This is a genomic window from Bremerella sp. TYQ1 (assembly GCF_020150455.1).
Lineage (GTDB): Bacteria > Planctomycetota > Planctomycetia > Pirellulales > Pirellulaceae > Bremerella > Bremerella volcania_A.
In genome coordinates this window covers 3,132,140-3,150,854 of record NZ_CP083740.1, presented here as the reverse complement: position 1 = coordinate 3,150,854, position 18,715 = coordinate 3,132,140, and the positions used below count along the sequence as shown (strand labels likewise).

The 18,715-nt window shown below is 55.2% G+C and carries 17 protein-coding genes; 5 read left to right on the top strand and 12 right to left on the bottom strand.

Annotated elements, in window-relative coordinates:
- Positions 1-128: 128 nt before the first annotated feature.
- Both LA756_RS12565 and LA756_RS12560 read right to left on the bottom strand, forming a co-directional pair.
- Complete coding sequence (locus tag LA756_RS12565) at positions 129-377, bottom strand: winged helix-turn-helix domain-containing protein (RefSeq protein WP_224440221.1); 249 nt, start codon at positions 375-377, stop codon at positions 129-131.
- 93 nt (positions 378-470) lie between these two features.
- A complete protein-coding gene (locus tag LA756_RS12560; protein ID WP_224440220.1) occupies positions 471-896 on the bottom strand; it encodes a hypothetical protein in 426 nt (141 codons plus the stop codon).
- A gap of 207 nt (positions 897-1,103) precedes the next feature.
- Between LA756_RS12560 and LA756_RS12555 the strand changes: the two genes are divergently transcribed.
- Positions 1,104-2,045, top strand: a complete 942-nt coding sequence (locus LA756_RS12555) for a lipopolysaccharide assembly protein LapB (protein WP_224440219.1) — start codon at positions 1,104-1,106, stop codon at positions 2,043-2,045.
- A 198-nt stretch (positions 2,046-2,243) separates the two neighbouring features.
- A complete protein-coding gene (locus LA756_RS12550) occupies positions 2,244-2,483 on the top strand; it encodes a hypothetical protein (protein WP_224440218.1) in 240 nt (79 codons plus the stop codon).
- 34 nt (positions 2,484-2,517) lie between these two features.
- Here the strand turns inward: LA756_RS12550 and LA756_RS12545 are convergent, their stop codons facing one another.
- A complete protein-coding gene (locus tag LA756_RS12545; RefSeq protein WP_224440217.1) occupies positions 2,518-3,636 on the bottom strand; it encodes a phosphatase domain-containing protein in 1,119 nt (372 codons plus the stop codon).
- A gap of 283 nt (positions 3,637-3,919) precedes the next feature.
- Between LA756_RS12545 and LA756_RS12540 the strand changes: the two genes are divergently transcribed.
- A complete protein-coding gene (locus LA756_RS12540; RefSeq protein WP_224440216.1) occupies positions 3,920-5,323 on the top strand; it encodes a YeiH family protein in 1,404 nt (467 codons plus the stop codon).
- A gap of 5 nt (positions 5,324-5,328) precedes the next feature.
- Positions 5,329-5,529 carry a hypothetical protein gene (locus LA756_RS12535; protein WP_224440215.1) on the top strand — a complete coding sequence of 67 codons (201 nt, stop codon included), beginning with the start codon at positions 5,329-5,331 and terminating at the stop codon, positions 5,527-5,529.
- A gap of 1 nt (position 5,530) precedes the next feature.
- Here the strand turns inward: LA756_RS12535 and LA756_RS12530 are convergent, their stop codons facing one another.
- Entirely contained in the window at positions 5,531-6,544 is a 1,014-nt protein-coding gene (locus tag LA756_RS12530) for a cytochrome-c peroxidase (RefSeq protein ID WP_224440214.1), read from the bottom strand.
- 71 nt (positions 6,545-6,615) lie between these two features.
- Positions 6,616-7,398: a deoxyribose-phosphate aldolase gene (gene deoC / locus LA756_RS12525; RefSeq protein WP_224440213.1), complete on the bottom strand. Its 783-nt coding sequence runs from the start codon at positions 7,396-7,398 to the stop codon at positions 6,616-6,618.
- Positions 7,399-7,502: 104 nt separating this feature from the next.
- Between deoC and LA756_RS12520 the strand changes: the two genes are divergently transcribed.
- On the top strand, positions 7,503-7,925 hold the full coding sequence (locus LA756_RS12520) for a DUF1801 domain-containing protein (RefSeq protein WP_224440212.1): 423 nt from the start codon (positions 7,503-7,505) through the stop codon (positions 7,923-7,925).
- A gap of 6 nt (positions 7,926-7,931) precedes the next feature.
- On the opposite strand, the gene LA756_RS12515 is transcribed toward LA756_RS12520, so the two are convergent.
- The 7 genes from LA756_RS12515 to LA756_RS12485 form a co-directional block, all read right to left on the bottom strand.
- A complete protein-coding gene (locus LA756_RS12515) occupies positions 7,932-9,884 on the bottom strand; it encodes a hypothetical protein (RefSeq protein WP_224440211.1) in 1,953 nt (650 codons plus the stop codon).
- Between the two features lie 152 nt (positions 9,885-10,036).
- Entirely contained in the window at positions 10,037-11,473 is a 1,437-nt protein-coding gene (locus LA756_RS12510) for a YcjF family protein (RefSeq protein WP_224440210.1), read from the bottom strand.
- The gene (locus LA756_RS12505; protein WP_224440209.1) at positions 11,457-13,019 is read right to left on the bottom strand and encodes a YcjF family protein; all 1,563 of its coding nucleotides are present in this window, start codon (positions 13,017-13,019) and stop codon (positions 11,457-11,459) included. Before LA756_RS12505 ends, LA756_RS12510 begins: the two co-directional genes overlap by 17 nt.
- A 245-nt stretch (positions 13,020-13,264) precedes the next feature.
- The gene (locus LA756_RS12500; RefSeq protein ID WP_224440208.1) at positions 13,265-13,762 is read right to left on the bottom strand and encodes a hypothetical protein; all 498 of its coding nucleotides are present in this window, start codon (positions 13,760-13,762) and stop codon (positions 13,265-13,267) included.
- 70 nt (positions 13,763-13,832) lie between these two features.
- On the bottom strand, positions 13,833-15,134 hold the full coding sequence (locus tag LA756_RS12495; RefSeq protein WP_224440207.1) for a DUF1501 domain-containing protein: 1,302 nt from the start codon (positions 15,132-15,134) through the stop codon (positions 13,833-13,835).
- Between the two features lie 104 nt (positions 15,135-15,238).
- Entirely contained in the window at positions 15,239-17,983 is a 2,745-nt protein-coding gene (locus tag LA756_RS12490; RefSeq protein ID WP_224440206.1) for a DUF1549 and DUF1553 domain-containing protein, read from the bottom strand.
- A 64-nt stretch (positions 17,984-18,047) separates the two neighbouring features.
- A complete protein-coding gene (locus tag LA756_RS12485; RefSeq protein WP_224440205.1) occupies positions 18,048-18,689 on the bottom strand; it encodes a hypothetical protein in 642 nt (213 codons plus the stop codon).
- Positions 18,690-18,715: the final 26 nt, after the last annotated feature.

The following is an 18,715-nucleotide window of genomic DNA, read 5'->3' as shown; positions in this document are numbered from 1 at the left end:
CTACGTTGTGCTTTGTTGACCTGTATCGACGAATCTAGCGGATTCGCCTGCTTCGGTCGCCGCGCACAGCTTGCCTCGCTTGCGCCCCAGACGCTACAGCTTTCATGGAAACGCTCTCGCCCATCGCGTTAGGTGGGCGATCCATGCTCGTCGATCAGGCCGATTAGCTTATTACGGCCTTTTTCAAAGAAGTACAGCTTGTTCTCTCGGGCGAGCCAGCCAACGGCTTGCAGGACGATATCCTTCTTTTCGCCGAGCTCCTTCGTCAGTTTGGTGATCGTGACTGGCCCTTCGGTCGATAGGTAGGACCAGACGTGGCCTGCCGTTTCCCCAATCTTCTGCATGGTGTCTTCGTGGAGATCGGTCGAAATGGACATCGCGAGGCTCTCCTCAAGTTGAGAATCGAAGTCGATTGATCCGCCAACAGGGAAAATTATAGAGGAGTCGCCGAGGCAATTGCCAGTCTTCTCCTACGAGCGAACCAGGTCATGTGTGATGGCGCTGAATACCTGATCCAATTCCTCGAACTCGCGATCTTCCCCTTGGCAGAGGATTACGCAGGGACGCACGCCGAGCATCATTGCGCGAATTTTGGCTTGCACCAGGAAGTCCAAGCAGTAGAAGTTCAAGTCGCAGCCAATCAGTTCGACATCTTCGATCGTTTGCTCGGCGGGAACCGACTCGAAGTCGGTGTATTCTTCACTTAACGCATCCCGAACGGCGTCGACCAATGCTTCCAGCTCAGTGCCAGGTTCGTAGATCATCAACGTCCAGAACGCTTCAGTAGGGCTATGAACCGAGACACTTCGGGGCCAGGCGTTTGTCTGATCTTCCGAAATTCGCCAGTTCTCGGGATAAGAAAACTTCACGCCCAAATTGTCGTATGTGGCAACCACGGCAGCCTTCGTTGCGTATTGGTTCAAGTTTCGGAGGCTCTCGCCTCAGGGTGAATCGATAACATTTTCCCGTATTTTAACCGGTTTAGCTGCTTTGCCTATTGGCGGTCGACAGCATCAGCCGAGCCTGATCTAGGACGAAAATCGCCAGTTTGGTAGTCTCTGCCAGTTGGTCTTCTTCCGCGAATGGAATCGCCGGAAAACCTTATGAATCGGATGCAATCTTCGACAACTGCAAAGTGCCGCTGGCAGTCTGCCAGCGGAGGCGTACTCGCTGCGCTGATGCTAGCAGTTTTCAGTGGTTGCAGCACGTTCAGTCAGGCCAATGCGTCGCATCAACAAGTTGTTCAGGCTCGCCAGCTTACCCAGCGTGGTGTTCAGGCCATGCATCGCGACGATTGGGAAAACGCCGAGAAGTTCCTCGCTGAAGCGAAAAAGAACGCTCCGTATGACTTGCAGGCACGGATGCATTACGCGGAAACGCTCTGGAAAACTGGCAAGCCGAAAGAGGCGATCGCCGAGCTGGAAGCCGCCATGCCGCTAGGAAGCGACGATCCTAACTTGCATGCGACGCTGGGACGAATGTATCTCGACGCTGGCGACCCTACCAAAGCCCACATCTCGGCCAACCGAGCCATTGAATGCGATCCGAAGTTCGCCCCGGCCTGGCAGCTTCAAGGAGACTTGGCCCTGGTCCGACGAGACCTTGAGTCGGCGAAGCTTTCTTACATTCGCGCGGCAACCAACGGCGACTCGACCAATCGCGACGTGCAAGTTCGCCTGGCGTCGACGTATCGTCAGCTAGGACAGCCTAGCCAAGCGTTGGCTTGTATCTCATTGGTCCGGCAAGTCGAGTTCGGGCATCGCCTTCCGGCCGACGTCGGTGCCGAACAAGCGCTTGCGTATCGCGACTTGGGGCGGCACTTGGAGGCGGCCGATTGCCTTGGCGAATTGGCGGAAGCCAACGAAATGTCGGCCGATATGCTCTACGTTTGGGCCGAGTGTGAAGTGGCAGCCGGAAGACTGGCTCGCGCCGAGTACGCGGTCAATTCGGCACTGCAGCGTGACCCGCAACATCCTTCTGCGCTGAAGCTGGTCGGTCAGCTTCCCGCGTTCCGTCAACAAGCCCAGCAAGCAATGCGTCGTTAAGAATCGGCTACGTTTCTGGTCCATTGGTAGCAGTTGTAATGATCGTAGGAGACAACTCCGGCCAGGGCGGCAGTTCCATTGTGGCTATCCGTCATCACGGTTTGACTTCGGGAACATGCGATCTAGGTTTTCAAGACCAAAACCTCGGTAGTTTTCCGAGAATTGATAGTTGAAGACTGACAGTCGGAGATGCTTGTGATGAATCAATCTGTGCCGGCGACGACCACGCCGTTTGTCGACCGTCGTAGCCCTCGAAAGCCTGGCGAAACGCCAGTGTTTGAACGACGTCAGTTCACCAACAGTCATGAAGGGCTCTCGCCGGGAGCTCAGGAATTGGCTCTGGCGATCGACGAATACAAGCTTCGCAATCGTCGTCGATTCATCACGTACGAAGAGATGTACGAGATCATCACCGGACTTGGCTATACCCAAGTTTAAAGCCGCATCGGCACACTTCAACTGCCGCTAACGATCAGTCCTCGGTGTCGACATGTTCGGTCGATACCGATACGTCGTAGTCGTGCAATTCGGTAGGGCACTGGAAGCAGTGCCATTTCTCTTTGGGTACGCCTTTGAAAGCTTTGGCGTACCGCTTTTCATTCGAGTTCTTGCCACCAAGATCACGAATGAAGATCTTCGCGACTTGATCCGGAAACTTATTCGCCATCAGGCCGTACGTTTCAGGGTCTTTCTCGCCAGAGTCGCCCACCAGCACAAACTTGCGATCGGGAAACGTGCGCAGAAGCTGCTTGATTGCTTTCCGTTTGCCCCAGCGCCGAGCAATAAACAGCTGCAGCACGGTGGGGTCACGAAAGCGAACACTCTTCATATGGAACGAGCCATCCGGCAGGCCTTTGTCTTTGAACAGCTCCGAAAGCGGCTCGAACAGCTGCCAGGGGCTGCTCGTCACATAATGGAACGAAGCTCCTTGCTCGTACCACTTCTGATAAAGCTCGACCATCCCCGGCACCGTCGCGAATTCATGCAGAAACGTGTTGGCAAGCATATCCTTGCGTGTCGCCACTTGAGTATGCTTGACGGTGTCGTCGATATCGGAAATGACCGATACCCCTTGATGGTCGATTAGCTTGACCAGGCCTTCCAGCGGGGTCGCGACATCATACTGCGAGTGGATCGCGTAACGCACATGCCGCGTCGCGCCGACGGTCATCGCGATAGTGTCGACATCTTCGTTAGGAATCAGCACCGTACCGCGGAACTGGCCGTTCTTCTTGGTCTTGCCGCGCAACTGATAAAGCTTATCGCCGATCTTCACGGCAATTTGCTTACCGCCATGTTGATAAACGGTGAAGCCGAGAATGCGTTGCTTGAAGACCGCCGTTTCGAGCTGTTCCTGGGTGGCTCCCATCAAACGAGCGAGCACACGAATCAGAATTTTGCGCGGCAGATTTTCCGGTACCGCCTCGGATACACTTCCATGAACCTGAAGTATCCATCCGTTTTTATCCGGATCGGGATAGGCATAGGAAGGGTAGAGCACGACCCGCTCGTTGTCTTTCAAATTGCTGTGGGCAGTCTCGTCGGGAAACATGCGCAGCCTGCGAGGGGCCTCCGAACCAAGAAGTTTCATTAGCGACCTCCCCACTTCGTTTCGATAGTACGTCGTTCGAGGGGGATTGGCCATAACGCATTCTACTGTAAGTGGGACCATCCTTGCAGCGATCTCCGCGAGATTCTCGTCACAAGGGGTAAGGGATTTTCCTATTCTGCCAATCCCTGGGTATTCTAGGGGGTGATTCGCCGCAGAGAGCTTGATCTTGTGGGGGTCTGGCTTGGGAACTCTTAACGATTTGGTTATATTTTTGGTGATTGTTTGCCCGCCAAAACCGCTCCCTTAATGCCGAACTGCCTCTATGAGCCAATCAGAAGCGACCCCTGCGTCCTCCCCTGAGAACCAGCGTGGCCTCTCGGAAGACGTCATTGCGATATTCGCTGGCGTTTTATTATTGATCCTCTGCTTTGCGGCGACGTTCACTATGGGGAACGCGAAAACCGACGGCGAAACGGTTACCTCAATCGAAAGTCCCTTAAAGGGGTATGTCGCCAAGCCAGGGGGGTGGACTGCCAATCCGCTCGAAGCGTTCAGTGGCCCCGCCGATAAACCGAAGTTAACTTGGCCTGGCATTTTAGGGGCATTGATCATCCTTGGCGTGCTGATGACGGCTCTGGCCCCGCTAATGCGACCGGCGGCGAATCCTGGAGCGTTCCTCGGTGGCTTTTTGATTTTATTTCTGCTGGCGACCATTGCTTACATCTTGGCCGGACAGACGGTCGTGAAAAGTTACAACCTCGAGTATGCCCTGTGGGCACTCGTTGTTGGGTTGATCATCGGCAACACAATCGGCAAACAGGCCTTCGGGGCGATGGGCGAAGCGGCCATGCGAACGGAGTTGTACATCAAGACCGGCCTGGTGCTACTGGGGGCGGAAGTTTTGTTCAGTCGCCTGATGGCGCTCGGGATGCCTGGCATCATGATTGCTTGGGTGGTCACACCGATCGTGCTGGTCACCACCTTCTGGTTTGGACAGAAGATTCTGAAGATGAAGTCCGCATCGCTCAATATGACCATCTCGGCCGATATGTCGGTGTGTGGTGTCTCGGCTGCCATCGCAACGGCCGCCGCATGTCGTGCGAAGAAGGAAGAACTGTCGGTCGCGATTGGGCTTTCGCTCTGCTTCACAGCCATCATGATGGCTGTCATGCCGGTGTTGATTACCGTGATGGGTTTAGACGCGGAAGTGGGTGGTGCTTGGATCGGCGGAACGATTGATGCCACCGGTGCCGTCGCGGTTGCCGGGGGAATTCTCGGCCAGGAAGCATTGGAAGTTGCTACTACCGTGAAGATGATCCAGAACATCCTGATCGGCGTGATCGCGTTTGGCGTCGCCGTTTACTGGACGACGCGTTCGGACTCTGAAGATGGCGAAGCTCCCAAGATTGGTGCCGGTGAAATCTGGAAACGCTTTCCTAAGTTCGTTCTCGGCTTTATTGGAGCATCGATTGTCGCCTCGTTGATCTACGCTTCCTCCGATCAAGGAGAAGTGTTGGTCTCCGCGACCACTTCGGTTACCAAAGGACTGCGTGGATGGCTCTTTTGCCTGGCGTTTGTCTGCATTGGAATCGATCTGAACTTCCGGCAGTTGTCGTCGCAGTTTTATGGAGGCAAGCCGCTGGTACTTTACATTTGCGGTCAGACGCTCAACGTGGTGCTGACGCTGATCATGGCTTACATCGCCTTCAAAGTGATTCCTTGGTAACTGTTATGCCGAATGCTGCAACATCCAAAGGTTGGTTCGCTCTGACGCTGGTCATGCTTGTCATTACCGGCGTATGGGGGATCGTTTTGCCGGCACTCGCAAAGACAGATGTCGTACAACAACGCGAGGCATTTCTGGAAGCCAATCGAATCGATCCAGCTGCGATGTTTTACACCGAGCTTGAGTGTCTCGAAACCGACACGTAGCTTATCGTGGCAAATTCGGCTTTTCGATCTGCGGATAAACGTTGCTGCGAAGCCCTTCGCGTAAGAACGTGACGAGTGCTTTCTTCTCGCCCGGCGTTAAATTAAGCGGAACGATGTGCGGATCGAGTCGAGGATTCTTGCCGCCTCCTTCGTTATAGAAGTCGACCACTTCTTCCAGCGTTGCTTTGCTGCCGTCGTGAAAATAAGGAGCCGTTCGCGCCAAGTCTCTGAGCAGCGGCGTGCGGAACTTGCCCACGTCTTCCTGACGACCGGTGATCGCTGACAGTCCTGGCTCTTGGCGGAGGCCATCGAGCCCCGTGCCGATGTTGTGAAACTGATGGTCGGTATAGACCTTCGCGATGTGACAATTGCCGCAGTGTGCTTTCCCAAAGAAGATCCCGCTGCCTTGGCCGATCTCGCCTTCCAAAGCGTTGGCATGTCCTCCTCGAAAACGGTCGTAGGTCGTTTCTCCGGCAACAAGCGTTCGCTGGAACGTCGCAAGTGCTTTGGCCACGTTGGATGCCGTTACTCCATCTGGAAAGATCGCCTCGAATTGGCTTCGATAACCCTTGATCCCGCGTAAGCGATTTTCAAGCTGCGTCAGATCGTTGTCCATCTCCAGCGGATTGGTCAGCGGAGCAAGGGCTTGCTCTTCCAGAGAAGAAGCACGACCATCCCAAAAGAACGTACGATGCAGTCCCACGTTCACAATGGTAGGCACGTTTCGCGTCGTCAGTTCGTTATGGGCCCCTGGCGAAAACCGCCGATCGTCCGCCCAGCCTTTGTTCGGATCGTGACAGCTTGCACAACTGACTGTTGCATTGCCGGAAAGTCGCGGGTCGAAGAACAGCTGTTTACCGAGCGACACTTTGGCGGCCGTCACTGGGTTGTCGTCCGGCACAATGATCCAATCAATCCCCAGCGGCACATCACTGTAATAAGTCGACTGCGCGAGTGCCCTTTCGGCCGGCAGGCACAGAAGCAGGACGATCAATAGAGAGAAGGTGCGAAGCATAAATCAAGAGATCTCAGGCAGGAATCGATCAGTTAACTATTCTATCGCAATCCCTGGCTGTCAGGCGAATTTTAGTAGCCGCCGCTGCCCAGTTTTCCCTCACTTGGCGAATCGTTCTCGCTCTTGGCGTAAGCGTCGTACGCATCCAAGATCTGAGCGGTGGCGCTCGTGCCGCAGCGTGTCGCACCCAGCTCTCGCACGCGGATCAGTCCGGCCAAGTCACGAACTCCGCCAGATGCTTTCACTTGCACGCCGTTGGAAACGGCCGCTTTCATCAGTTGCAAGTCATGTTCGGTTGCCCCTTGGTAGTTGTAGCCACCACCGGCTTGCTTGACGAAGCCAAACCCGGTCGACGTCTTTACCCAATCAGCCCCGGCGGCTTCGCAAATCTGGCAGAGCTTTTGTTTTAAGGAGTCGGCATCGAGCCCTGATCCGCCGCCACTTAACAAGTCGTTCTCCAGGATCACCTTTAATTTCGCTCCGTGACGATGTGCTTCGTCGGCAACCGTTTGGATATCGGCTTGCACGTAATCCCAGTCGCCACTGATCGCTTTGCCAATATTGATGACCATGTCGACTTCCGCCGCGCCATCCCTGCAAGCTAACTCGGTTTCCAGTCGTTTTACTTCGGTCAAGTTGCTGCCGTGTGGAAAGCCAATCACCGTTCCGACCAGCACGCCGGAGTCGGTCAGCAGCTCTGCCGCGCGCTTGACGAAGTAAGGCTTCACGCAGACCGAAGCGACGCCATACTTCGCCGCCGAGTGACAGCCAGCTTCCAAGTCGGCATCCGTCAGCGTGGGGTGCAGCAATGCATGATCGATCATCTTGGCAAGTTCTTCGTAGCGGTACGGCATGGCCAACTTTCTGGGGTGAGTAATTTGCCGGGCGAAATCGAACCGTGGTATTCTGAAAGCTGCATGGGACCAGCTTTTCATACCGAATGGGACGTCAACTTATCATGGCGGAAAACAAAACAAAACCGACCAACGTCAGCGCCGCGAAATACATCGACGCGCTCGAAGATCCACAGCAAAAGAAGGACTGTAAACAGCTCGCCAAAATGATGCGAGCCGCCACCGGAGAACGAGCCGTGATGTGGGGCCCCAGCATCGTCGGTTTCGGCTCGTACCATTACAAGTATGCATCCGGGCATGAAGGCGACATCATGATCGTCGGCTTCGCCCCACGCAAAGCCCAGATCAGTTTGTACCTGTCGTGTGATATCCAACAAATGGCCGATCTGTTATCCAAGTTAGGAAAGCACAAGACCGGCAAAGGCTGCCTCTACATCAAACGCCTCGCCGACGTTGATCTCGACATCCTCCAGCAAATGATCGAACGAGGCATCGAAGAAGTCGAGCAACACCACCCACAGAAATAGCAATGCTTACTGCTCGAACGTAACGGCCCCTGTTTCACTGACCGAGCAACGGAATGTTGCACCTCCGCAGTGTACCGCCAATGTTCCTTCGCCCCACGGAGACTCGATGATAGGGCTTTCGTACAACGGCAGCGACGACAAATCGCGGCGGCTACCGTTTCGCCAAACCCCGAGGTCCAACGGATCGTCGTTCCAGTGGATACCGAGCCACGTTCCCTCGGTTGATTTGTACCGAGCGACTCCTCGATCCAATTCGCTCGTGTCGACCTCGGCTGCTTTTGCCGCTTGGCGAAATTGATCGAACGAGCCGTGCGACTGCTTTTCACCAACTTCTACGGCTATGCCACAAAACTTGTCTGATGTGCCGCGGCAGCTTAGCACTTGATGGTTGGGGAACCGCGATTTCTTAGAGCCCTTCAACACATCGGTAAGCTGAGTGTCGATTTCCAGTGGTGTGCAGCCCAGGGGACGAATACTCACCCAGGTCTTATCGCATTCTAAAATGGTTCGCTCGCCGTCACGATGGACCTGAACCGAATTGGGTACTACCCAGATCCAAGGGGATTTGCCGTTTTCGGTCAGCCACAAAGCGATGTTCTTTTGCTGGGCAACTCGATTGGGGGCTGCGACGACGCCAGTCTGATACATCGGAGAACCGACCATCAGCGGATTATCCGTTGGGCTGGCATGCAATGCGACGGCACCCTCTTTCTGATCCCAAGCCAAAATCTTGAACCCGTTCACATCGCCACCATCGACGGAAGTAACACCGGTGAGCGATCCCATTTGAAAGCTATGGGCTAAGTACTGCGTTTCCGAATATTCCGGCTTCGCATCAAATTGGTGGCTCGTTGTTGCTGAGTAGGGTGGTTTCGCTGCGAAAACCTCGACCGGTTTGTCGAACTGCTTTCGTGCCAAGTGAACGACGGCTAACGGTGGACGATACTGGCTGGTGATTTGGTGTACTTCGTCCGATTCCCAGTGATCCTGCTTGCCGCTGGGGTGATCGCCAAACCAAACCCACAGCGAATTCGCCGCACTGCCACCAAACGGCTGGGCATGGTTGTAATCACGTTTCGTCGGGCCGTTGAATCCACCTCGCCAATACTTTACCGCTCCGGCAGCGGCATAAAAGTCGAGACATGCCTTGGCGGCTTTTTTCACTTCGCGGTCTTGAGCAAAGTCGTATAAGTTCAGCAGCGGAGCAATCGAGTGGCCATGGTAATTCTCTGAATCCCACTCGCCGATGCCAACACGATATAGCGTCGCGGTGTAGTCAAGGATCTCTTGTTTGTACTTGGCGGTCGTTGTTTGATTACCGGTTTCCTCTGCCATCAGGTACACGCTCGTCACGCGCATCAGGTATAAGTTTTCGGTACTACGAATATCGACCCAGCTGTTGCGCGCATCAGGACCCCAGCCTTGTTTGCCTTTCTCGAAGGCGTAATGAGGCCTCCGCATCGGATCTTTGGCCGTCCACTTTTGTGCGCCTGAAAACATCAGTTTTTTGTATTCAGGGGCAAGCAGATCACCAAAGTAAAAATACTTTCGCATTTGATGCTTCAACGTAAAGCAGGCATAGTAATCAATCCCGTCGGTCTCGCGATGCCACTGTTCATGCTGATGATCTCGCTCTTGTAGCTTGGCTATCGCCGCTTCCGAGTCGCCCGCCAACGCATGAGCCATAAGATACCCGTACGTTCTTTTTTCGTTCTCGAAAAACGTATTCCCGCGGGGTAAACCGTCTGCGACTTGAGCACGCAAGATCGTCCGTGCTCGAGCTTGGAATTCCGCTTCCAACTCGGCCGGCCATCGATTTCGTAGGTCGTCGTCGATAGGTTTTCCGTGGTAAACCGGTTGGCCATTTTCTTGCGTGACCATTTGGGAATAGGTCCACTCCGCTTGAGCAACCGAAGCAAAGAAGACCGACAACAGCGCAAGCAATCGCACGCTATGCATGGTAGGGCCTCGTGAGATGAGAAGAGGGCAAGTGGAGGAGACTGACAGGTAGGCGGTGTCACTTCCAAGAAGTCTACCAATTAGACGTACATCTCACCAGAATTTTTCCAGGCACGTCCATGTGATCGTCTGCTAGAAAGCCACCAGCGAGACTACTTGTTGGTACTTCCACCCGAGTGGCGGTTCAGGTGTAGCTTCTTTTGGATCTCTTCTTTGAGATCTTGCACCACCGACTTTTTGTCGGTCTCTTCTAAGATTCGTTTGACGACCGTTTTGGGGCCTTCGTCGCCCCAGCTGGCGCCATGCTCGAAGTAATACTTGGCGGCTTTGCCAACGATGTACGAGCCATAGCCAGCCGCGCCCCCTTGAGGTAACGCGGTGAGTACGGTGCCCCAGCCGAGGGTCAGTGTTTTGACCACCGAGCTTAAAGCGTGCGTGCCCAGTTCGGCGGTGATGGTCCATCCGGCGGCTTGCAGGATGCTCGTCGCTAGTTTCTCGACATTCGACCAGGTCATGTCGATGCCATAAATGTGGGCCAACGCCCGAAGCATGGCCACGTCGACGGCACTTCCCCCGAGCACATCAAAGAAAGGGGCAGGGTTCACAGCGACCGCCGTCGCTTTCACCACCGCGAAACTCCAGATCGTTTGATTGGCGCGATGCTCGCGAATTTTCACTTTCAACGAAGCTACGCGGTCTGACTTGTCGGCGGCGTACATGGCCGCGTTCAATGCCAACAGTCCAAGACCATCTTCTTCCAGCACTTCCAACAGTCGCAGCTTTAAGTCTTCCACTTTCGGAGGCGGCATGCGCCATTCGCTCCGTTCGCTGCCGTCGGCCTGTTGAATGATGTATTCCACTTCTTTCGGCTGCGCGGAGGTCTCGACAATGCTCTCCGGCGGAATAATTCCGGCGAGACGTTCGTTCAGAATCTCTTCCAATCGCTCTCGTTCGCGCGGCGAATAAAGATCGATCTTATTCAGCACGACGATGATCGGCTTGTTGACGTTGGCCAGCGACATGAGTGCCGAGTATTCGGTCTCGTTCATGTCGGAGTCAATCACGAACAATATAACGTCTGCCTGTCGCGCCGTATCTTGGGCCATCTCTCCCCGATCGGCACCGCCCACTTCGTTGATCCCCGGCGTATCAATCAGCACGACTTCGCTGTCGGCCAGTCCTGGAATTCGGTACCCGGCACCTTCCCAAGCGACGTGCCAAATCTCTTTGGTCCAGCCCCCTTGGATATCGACCTGGGTGACCGCTTTGCCCACCAACGCATTGATGAGGGCAGACTTGCCGGTGCTGATTTCACCGAAGACAACAATCTCGACGCGGCCGCTGGTCAGCTTCGTTTCCATCGTTTGAAGCTGGCTTAAATCGCGCCGGAGCAATTCCTTTTCTTTTTCACTGCAGCCGCGAAATCGATCGAGTGTATGGCGAACCGATTGCAGCGCGTCGAGGTAGCGGCGATCGTCGGCTGAGATCGACTCGCTGGCAGGTGCCGCGGTGGCGACGCCGGAATCATTCGCGGCAGCGGCCGAAGGAGGCACGTCGGAGGTTGGGTTATCGTTACTTTCGGTCGACATAACGCTGTCGGGCTTCCTGAACCAGTTTTCGCAGGTATTCGCCGTCGGTCACTTTTTCCCATTCTCGCCGAGCCAAACCGGCCAGACCGCCTTCGGGTTCCTGCATGTCGTTTTTAAAGTACACCATGAAAATATTCCCAATCCATCGAGTGACCAACGCCATGACGATGCCGTTAAGTAGCATGCCAGAGACGGTACCGATTCCGGGAACTGTCTTGATCATCGAACCAATTGCCATTGCGACAACAGGGGCTGCCATCTGCACACCGAGGTAGCCTATGAACTGCTTGCTAAGTTGCCCGAGCAAACTGACCGCCACATCAAGATCGACATCTTGCCGATAGATCTTCGCCAGATCCATCACCATTTTGGTCGAGATCGCGACGCCTGCGGCAAGTTCCACCATCGGTACAGGAAGCGGATTGGTCAGAGCGCCAGCGCCGCCAGACGCCCACATGTATCGCGTGACCAGTTGATTCGCCTGGCGATCGATCGAATCTTCGACTTCTTTGCGAGCCTTCTCGACGAGTCCTCGCGATTGCGTCAACAAGTTGGCCAGCAATAGATCGGTGCCATCCTTTTTGATGACCTGCATCATTCGCCGAGCGAGTGGCTCGATGCTGAGCGGTACGTCGACTTCCTCTTCAATCTCTTGCCCATCCGGCAAAACGCGAATCCGTTTTCGCTTTGTAGCTCGGCTGCGGACGGAGAGGATGTCTTCCGCTTGAACGATTTCTTTGGTTTGCTGAGTGATCTGCTGAAGCAGTTTCGCTTTGTCGGTATCGGTGAACCAATCTTCTTTGTTCAGGCAAAGCAGAACGCGTTTGTCCATCTTGGCCAGCAGTTCCAGCAGCTGGAATTCGCTGTGCCGGAGCGGACCATCGACGACTAGCAGCACGACGTCGGCGTCGTGAGCCGAATGGGTCGCGATCTCTTGGTGAACGCTGCCGTCGACTTCTCCGAGCCCTGGCGTATCGATCAGTTGGACTTTGTTGTTCCCTGGCCACTCGACTTGATTGCGGCGAACGGTTGTCCCGCCGACGATGTCGGTGCTGAATGCATCGCGACCAGCAAGCGCGTTGAGCAGTGATGACTTGCCGCTGCTGATCGTACCGAAGGCGATGATCTCGAGGTTGCCACCTTCGAGCTTCGCTTCGATTCGATCGATCATCGGGTCGACCGCTTCCCGGAAGTCGCCATCGGACATCTCGTCGCGAAGATCGGAGATGCTTTCGAGGTTTTCTTGCAGCTCGGCACGACGCTGATCGACGGAAAGCTCTCGTGGGTTTCGATTCCGCATTTCTTTGCGGCGATCTTTACGGACTTTGGCAATCACCAATGTCCAGATGCCCCAGCCGGCAAGACTCAGCAAGATGGCAGCGCCGAGTCCGACGATCGAGAAGTAGATCCATTTGCCGACCGTGCCGAGATCGTTTCCTTCGCGAATGATGCCGGCAATCCAGCCAGGCACGTAGATCATGGCCAGTCCCAACAGGACGAGCAGCACGATCAATCCGAGACCCTGGTTTTTCCACGGTTTAGGCATGGGGAGATGGCTGAGTAAATGGCGAAGGAAATTCATACAGTAGTTTAGGTTACGCGTCGAAGGAAATCATCGCCAACGGGGGGCACCTGGGACAAGCTCGGTTTCCGGTCGATTTTGCGGGTTATAGGGAAATTTTACGAGCAAGAAACGAAAAAGCGGACCGAAACATGTCCGGTCCGCTTCTCGTGGGATTCGACCGACAGCGACACTTGGCCGCCTCGGACGAGCTGTTTTGCGGGCGAAAACTATTCGGCCTTCTTCTTTTTCTTATTCGCGCCGGGCTTCTTCTTATTGAGGCCGAGCTTTTCTTTTTGCTCTTCGGTCAGAACACCAGCCAGCTTTTCGCGGATCTTGCCATTCAGAGCGGCAACTTCCTTCTGAGCTTCTTTCTGTTCGTCGGTCAGAGGAGCTTTGGTTTCGACGAACTCACGCATTTCTTTGCCTTTGAGGCCTTTTTCTTTGGCTTCTTTCATGGCGGCCATGCGTGCTTCGCGGTCTTCTTTGGTCAAACCGACCGCTTTGGTCAGCTCTTGCAGCTTAGGACCGAATTCTTTCTGGATGGCGGCGACCTTTTCTTTTTGCTCGGCGGTCAGGTCGAGCTTCATCACTTGGGCGAAGACTCCGCGCTGCGGACCCTTGGCTTGCTGCTTCTTCTTCGGCTTGGCTTCATCCGCACCCAAAGCGGTACCAACCGACAGAACCGCCACGAGGGCGAACATCAACAGGGTGTGACAACGAGACATAACTACAGGGACTCCGAAAGAGTAGGGGGAAAAGTCACGAAGTGTGAATCGCAAAATGCCTCGACTCCTCTTACGAGAAGAGTTGGCGGATGACCTGACCGTCTCGCACGATGGTGATCGGGCGACCGGTGTTGGTGTGATATTCCTTGGTGTGATCGATACCGAGGTTATAGAAGAACGAAGCCGCGGCATCGTCAGGCTTGAACCCGACACCATCTTTCGGCTGCGTCGCCTTCTCATCGCTTTCGCCGATAACTTGACCACCGCGAACGCCGCCGCCAGCCATCAGCATGGTCATGCAGCGAGGGTAGTGGTCTCGACCGCCGCGACCGTTGATCTTCGGTGTACGACCGAATTCGCCGGTGACGAACACGCCGGTCGAATCGAGCAGGCCCTTGCTATGCAGGCCATTGAATAGCGCCGCGAGACCGTTGTCCAGCTTTGGCAGCAAGTTATCTTTCAAGCGAGCAAAATTGTCCTGATGCGTGTCCCATCCACCGTTAGTGATGGTAACGAAACGGACGCCACTTTCGATCAAGCGGATGGCCAGCAAGCAGCTCATGCTGAACTCGTCTTGCTCGAAGGCTTTCGAGAACGAAGGGTTCTCTTTCGAGACATCAAACGCGTCTCGAGCTCGCTTCGAGGTGATGATCGCGTGGGCCTGGTGGCTGAAGCGATCCAAGCCGTCCAGCAGCTGGTCGTCCGATTCGAACCCGGCGAACGTCTGGTCCAGCTGAGCCAGCAGCTTGTGGCGGCGCTCGACGGTGTCGATGGTTAGCCCGCCGGCCAGGCTTATCCCGCGCACCGAATAAGCCTGACCAGCTCGGGGCGTACTATTGGTCGCCAACGGAGCGTATTTCACACCTAAATAACCGGCCGACTGCGAGCTGCGTGGAATGGCGACGAACGGCGGCAGATCTTCCGGCGTTTCCAGTTCCTTGCTAACGATCGAACCGTACGCAGGGTACTGCAGCGATGCGATCGGTCGCGTTCCGGTATTGACGTATTCGGTTCCCAGCTGGTGAGCTGCAAGCGTGTGCGAAACACCTCGCATGACAACGTACTTGTCGGCTTGCTGGGCGAGCTTCGGCAGGTGTTCGCTCAGCTCCAAACCTGGCACGTTCGTTTTGATGGCTTTGAATTCGCCACGGTACTCGCTGGGAGCGTTGGGCTTTGGGTCGAACGTATCGACATGCGTCGGACCGCCGTTCAGGTTCACGAAGATCCCTGCTTTCGCTTGACCGCCGCCGGAAACCTGGCCCGCTTCGGCCATGGAAAGATACGTCGCCAGGTTCAAACCAACGCCGCCCATGACGCCGACTTTCAGGAAGTCGCGGCGGCGTACCCCGTCACATGTTCGATTGGTAGGCATTCGAAGGATCCTAAGAAGTAGTTTGTTGTTTTGAGGGTTCCACGTTCAGGCGTTTTCTTGGCCTGCAAACTGAACACGATTCCGCTCTCCAAAAGAGAGGAATCCTAATGATTGACGATGAACTCTTTCGTGTTGAGCAATGCCCACATCAGATCATGCAGACCTTCGACGGGCTCTTCGGCTTGCTTTAAGTGCGTTAGGGAAATGGTCATTTCCTTTTCGCTTGGCTGTCGGCTAAGCGTTCGCATGTAAGCTTCGGTCACCATGTCGGCTGGCGAATCGAACACGATCGGCTGAGCTTTGGCTTCTTCTTCCTGCTGCTTGGCTTTGTCCAGCTGCTTGCGAAGATAGTCGAGGCGTTTCTTGCCGGCGGCCAGCTTCTGACGAATCTCGGCGGCACGCTGTTTGTTGCCGTTTTTGGCTAAGCGTTCCGCAGCCGCACGGCCGTTGCCCATCTGCTCGTACAAGCGTTTGATCTGAGCTTGCAGTCGTCCCGTTTCGGTCGCTTGCTTGTCGATCTTTGGGCTCATCGATTGATTGACCTGACCGATCCAGCTATCGCGATCCGCCATCGACGCATGCAAACTGAAGTCGTTTTGCAGGAACACCGTTTGAAGCAACGTCGCTTCCATGCTTCGATCGCAATCGCAGTTACTCGCTCGTTCGCTGCGGCCGAAAATCTGAAGCGGATAGGAAGCACTGCCTTGGATCCGTGTGCCTGGAATCGCAATCGCACGATCCTCGATCTTCGTCAGGTAGGTATCCATCGACTCGTCTCCGGAAGTCGCTTGCTGAATGATGTCGTAAGCAACTTCGGCAGGCAGACGCCGAGGGACCGAGCGGCTGAAGTTTCGGGTGTCGAGCCGATTGGTTTCGTTCGGTTCCCACGAAAGCTGATAGGTGCGGCTCATCGCGATTTCACGATGGACCCACTTCAAGTCGTAGTTATGCTCTACAAAACCTTTGGCCAGGTAATCAAGCAGCGGTTCGTTGCTCGGTGGGTTACCCAAGCTCAAGTCGTCGGTCGGATGCACGATACCGACGCTGAAGTAAGTCGCCCAGATACGGTTCACGATGGCACGTGCGAAGTAAGGGTTCTCTTCGCCACGCAGCCATTCCATGACCGGCTGACGAACGTCTTCGTAATCACGAAGGTCGATCGCTTCTTCGCCGAGCACGCGGGCCTCAGAGGCACGCGAGGCAAGGCCTGGACGTTTCTTTTTGTTCTTGGCGTTACGCGTCACATTCTGCACCGGTGAAACGACCAGTTCCGGGAACGGAACCGTCTTGCCGTTGCGAAGTTCCTTGGCGAACTCGCGACGCTGTTGATTACCGCGCAGATCTTTGTCGATTTCGAGCGCGTCTAAGATTTCTTCGTACTGGGCGAAGCCTTCGCGATCGAACCGAGGTGGTTGATTGGCAAAGCGAGCCCCTGTGAAGAACGTCTTGAACTCGTCGAAGTCATTCTTCGACCAAACATCGAACGGATGCTTATGGCACTGGGCACATTGAATACGGACGCCCATGAACGCATAGGCAAACGCAATGGCGCGTTCTTCCGGTTGGCGGAATTCTCGGCGAGCCCAATAGTGCGTCATGTATTCTCGATCGGCGAAGCTGCCCCCATCGCGATACATGTCGCTCATTTCTTCGCAGTATTCGCGATAGCTTTCCCCTTCCAAGCGGCTGCGTGCGAGGATAATCCCGGACGCGATTTCGTCGTAAGGAGTATTCTTTTCGACACGGTCATAAATCCAGTCGTACCATTCCTGGGCCGGACCGACACGCATCGGCGAGACATTGACCAATTGTTGATCGTTGTTGCCGGTGATGTCGCACAGCAGTGTCGTCATCTTGGCAACGTAGGCTGGCGTGGCCAGCAGTTGGTCGATCTTCTTTTCCCGCTTGTTCGGATCGGTATCGGCGACAAACTCGCGAATTTCTTTCGGCGTCGGCAATGTGCCAGCGATGTCGAGGCTCACGCGACGCAGGAACTGCTCGTCGGCGGCAAGCTCCGAGGGAACGATACCAAGCTTTTTCAGTTTCTGGACGACTAACGCGTCGATCTTTGTCGGCGTGGGTACGTCGGGATAATTCTTGCCGATCAGCTGGCTGACAGGGCGAATCACCGGAATGGCGACGACTGCTTTGTCGTACGCTACAACAACGTGCGTGTCACCAGGCTCGCCGCTGGTAACGATTCCTTCGCCGTTGATGTCGGCCACTTGATCGTCGTTGGTGGTGAACCGACAGAGGGGCGTGACATCTTCTTTCGTGCCATCGGCCCAGTGGGCGACAACACGCAGCGGTTCGCTTTGGGCATGCGCATTGAAGACGATTTCTTCTGGAGTTACTTCCAGACGTTCCAGCACGGCGACGTCGGACGAATCGAATTGGGCCCCAGCTTTGATCCAGTTGTGCAGCACGCGATGTTCCCAGCTATCGAGATCGTATCGCTTGCCCCCTTCGTGCATGTCTTCGTCGGTCGGTTTGTAGATCAGCATGCTTTCGTCAGGCGAATCGACATCGACGCGCGGATCGTCGCCTTCGGTGATCGCAGCATGATCTGCTTTGAAGTCATATCCGAACAGCGACAGCATAAAGCCACCGCGACCTTGGAACGATCCATGGCAGCTACGTCCGTTGCAGCCAAGCCGCCCCATCAACGGAGAAACGTGCTTCTGGAAGTCAGGCGTTTCCGAAACGTCTTCTGGCGTGAAGCGATCGATGATGGTGGGCTGGATCTTGCCACGCTGCGTGGAGTCGCCCAGCTTTTCCGCGTGCAGCGGAAGCGCGATCAGGCCGAGTGTGGCAAACACCAACAAGTGGCGTGCGAAAGTGGCGTTCATGGAAATGCTATCCTTCGCGAGGTGCTGGAAGAGGATGGTGATGTTTCGGTTTTCAGTCAGTTCGCTAGTCGTTTCGCTTGCGTGGAGCCAGTTGCCGCATTTGTCGATCGATCATTTGCGGACCATCTTGCTCGAGTCGCTTGAGGTTTTGTTCCAAGCGATCGACGCGAGATCTGGCTCGGGCAAGTTCTTCCTTGGTGACACGTTTTTGTGTCGCCAGTTTGTGGTCGAGTGCGGCACGCAGTTCCTGGCGGAGGTCTTCGTTGCCGGGGTTCAGTTGCAGGCGAGCTGCCAGCAGCGTGGCGCTGCTGCTGGCTTTCCAGAGGTCGAGTTGAACTTCGTAGAACAAAGGAGCTTTCTCTTCGAGGAGGCTTAGACGTTCGCTCACGCGGTATAGTTCGCGAATCGCTTTGCCATACTCTTTCTGATCCATACCACGCAGTTGCCGCAAAAGTTTCTCGAGTTCCGGATGATGCTTCTTGGCGAATGCCAACGCCGCTTGTTCGCGACGACGACGCTCTTCGACCGAAAATCGACCTTCGGATGCGGGGGCTTGGGCGACTTGCCGACCGGGGACTCTGGCAGGTCGGGCTGCCACGGGAGTGGTTCGTTCCTGACTCACAGCGGTGCTGACTTCGGCCAGCGACAAGATCGCGGCGAGCATCAGGAGAAGAGAAACCGGGTGAGTCGTGAAGGGAAAACGCATCAGGAAATTTCTGGGGTTGGAAGTCT

Excerpts from the sequence above, each read along its gene's own strand:
- LA756_RS12540 (WP_224440216.1), top strand. The coding sequence starts at position 3,920 with ATGAGCCAATCAGAAGCGACCCCTGCGTCCTCCCCTGAGAACCAGCGT.
- LA756_RS12545 (WP_224440217.1), bottom strand. The coding sequence starts at position 3,636 with ATGAAACTTCTTGGTTCGGAGGCCCCTCGCAGGCTGCGCATGTTTCCC.
- LA756_RS12535 (WP_224440215.1), top strand. The coding sequence starts at position 5,329 with ATGCCGAATGCTGCAACATCCAAAGGTTGGTTCGCTCTGACGCTGGTC.
- LA756_RS12490 (WP_224440206.1), bottom strand. The coding sequence starts at position 17,983 with ATGAACGCCACTTTCGCACGCCACTTGTTGGTGTTTGCCACACTCGGC.
- LA756_RS12550 (WP_224440218.1), top strand. The coding sequence starts at position 2,244 with ATGAATCAATCTGTGCCGGCGACGACCACGCCGTTTGTCGACCGTCGT.
- LA756_RS12565 (WP_224440221.1), bottom strand. The coding sequence starts at position 377 with ATGTCCATTTCGACCGATCTCCACGAAGACACCATGCAGAAGATTGGG.
- LA756_RS12515 (WP_224440211.1), bottom strand. The coding sequence starts at position 9,884 with ATGCATAGCGTGCGATTGCTTGCGCTGTTGTCGGTCTTCTTTGCTTCG.
- LA756_RS12485 (WP_224440205.1), bottom strand. The coding sequence starts at position 18,689 with ATGCGTTTTCCCTTCACGACTCACCCGGTTTCTCTTCTCCTGATGCTC.
- LA756_RS12495 (WP_224440207.1), bottom strand. The coding sequence starts at position 15,134 with ATGCCTACCAATCGAACATGTGACGGGGTACGCCGCCGCGACTTCCTG.
- LA756_RS12555 (WP_224440219.1), top strand. The coding sequence starts at position 1,104 with ATGAATCGGATGCAATCTTCGACAACTGCAAAGTGCCGCTGGCAGTCT.
- LA756_RS12505 (WP_224440209.1), bottom strand. The coding sequence starts at position 13,019 with ATGCCTAAACCGTGGAAAAACCAGGGTCTCGGATTGATCGTGCTGCTC.
- LA756_RS12510 (WP_224440210.1), bottom strand. The coding sequence starts at position 11,473 with ATGTCGACCGAAAGTAACGATAACCCAACCTCCGACGTGCCTCCTTCG.
- LA756_RS12530 (WP_224440214.1), bottom strand. The coding sequence starts at position 6,544 with ATGCTTCGCACCTTCTCTCTATTGATCGTCCTGCTTCTGTGCCTGCCG.
- LA756_RS12520 (WP_224440212.1), top strand. The coding sequence starts at position 7,503 with ATGGCGGAAAACAAAACAAAACCGACCAACGTCAGCGCCGCGAAATAC.
- LA756_RS12500 (WP_224440208.1), bottom strand. The coding sequence starts at position 13,762 with ATGTCTCGTTGTCACACCCTGTTGATGTTCGCCCTCGTGGCGGTTCTG.
- deoC (WP_224440213.1), bottom strand. The coding sequence starts at position 7,398 with ATGCCGTACCGCTACGAAGAACTTGCCAAGATGATCGATCATGCATTG.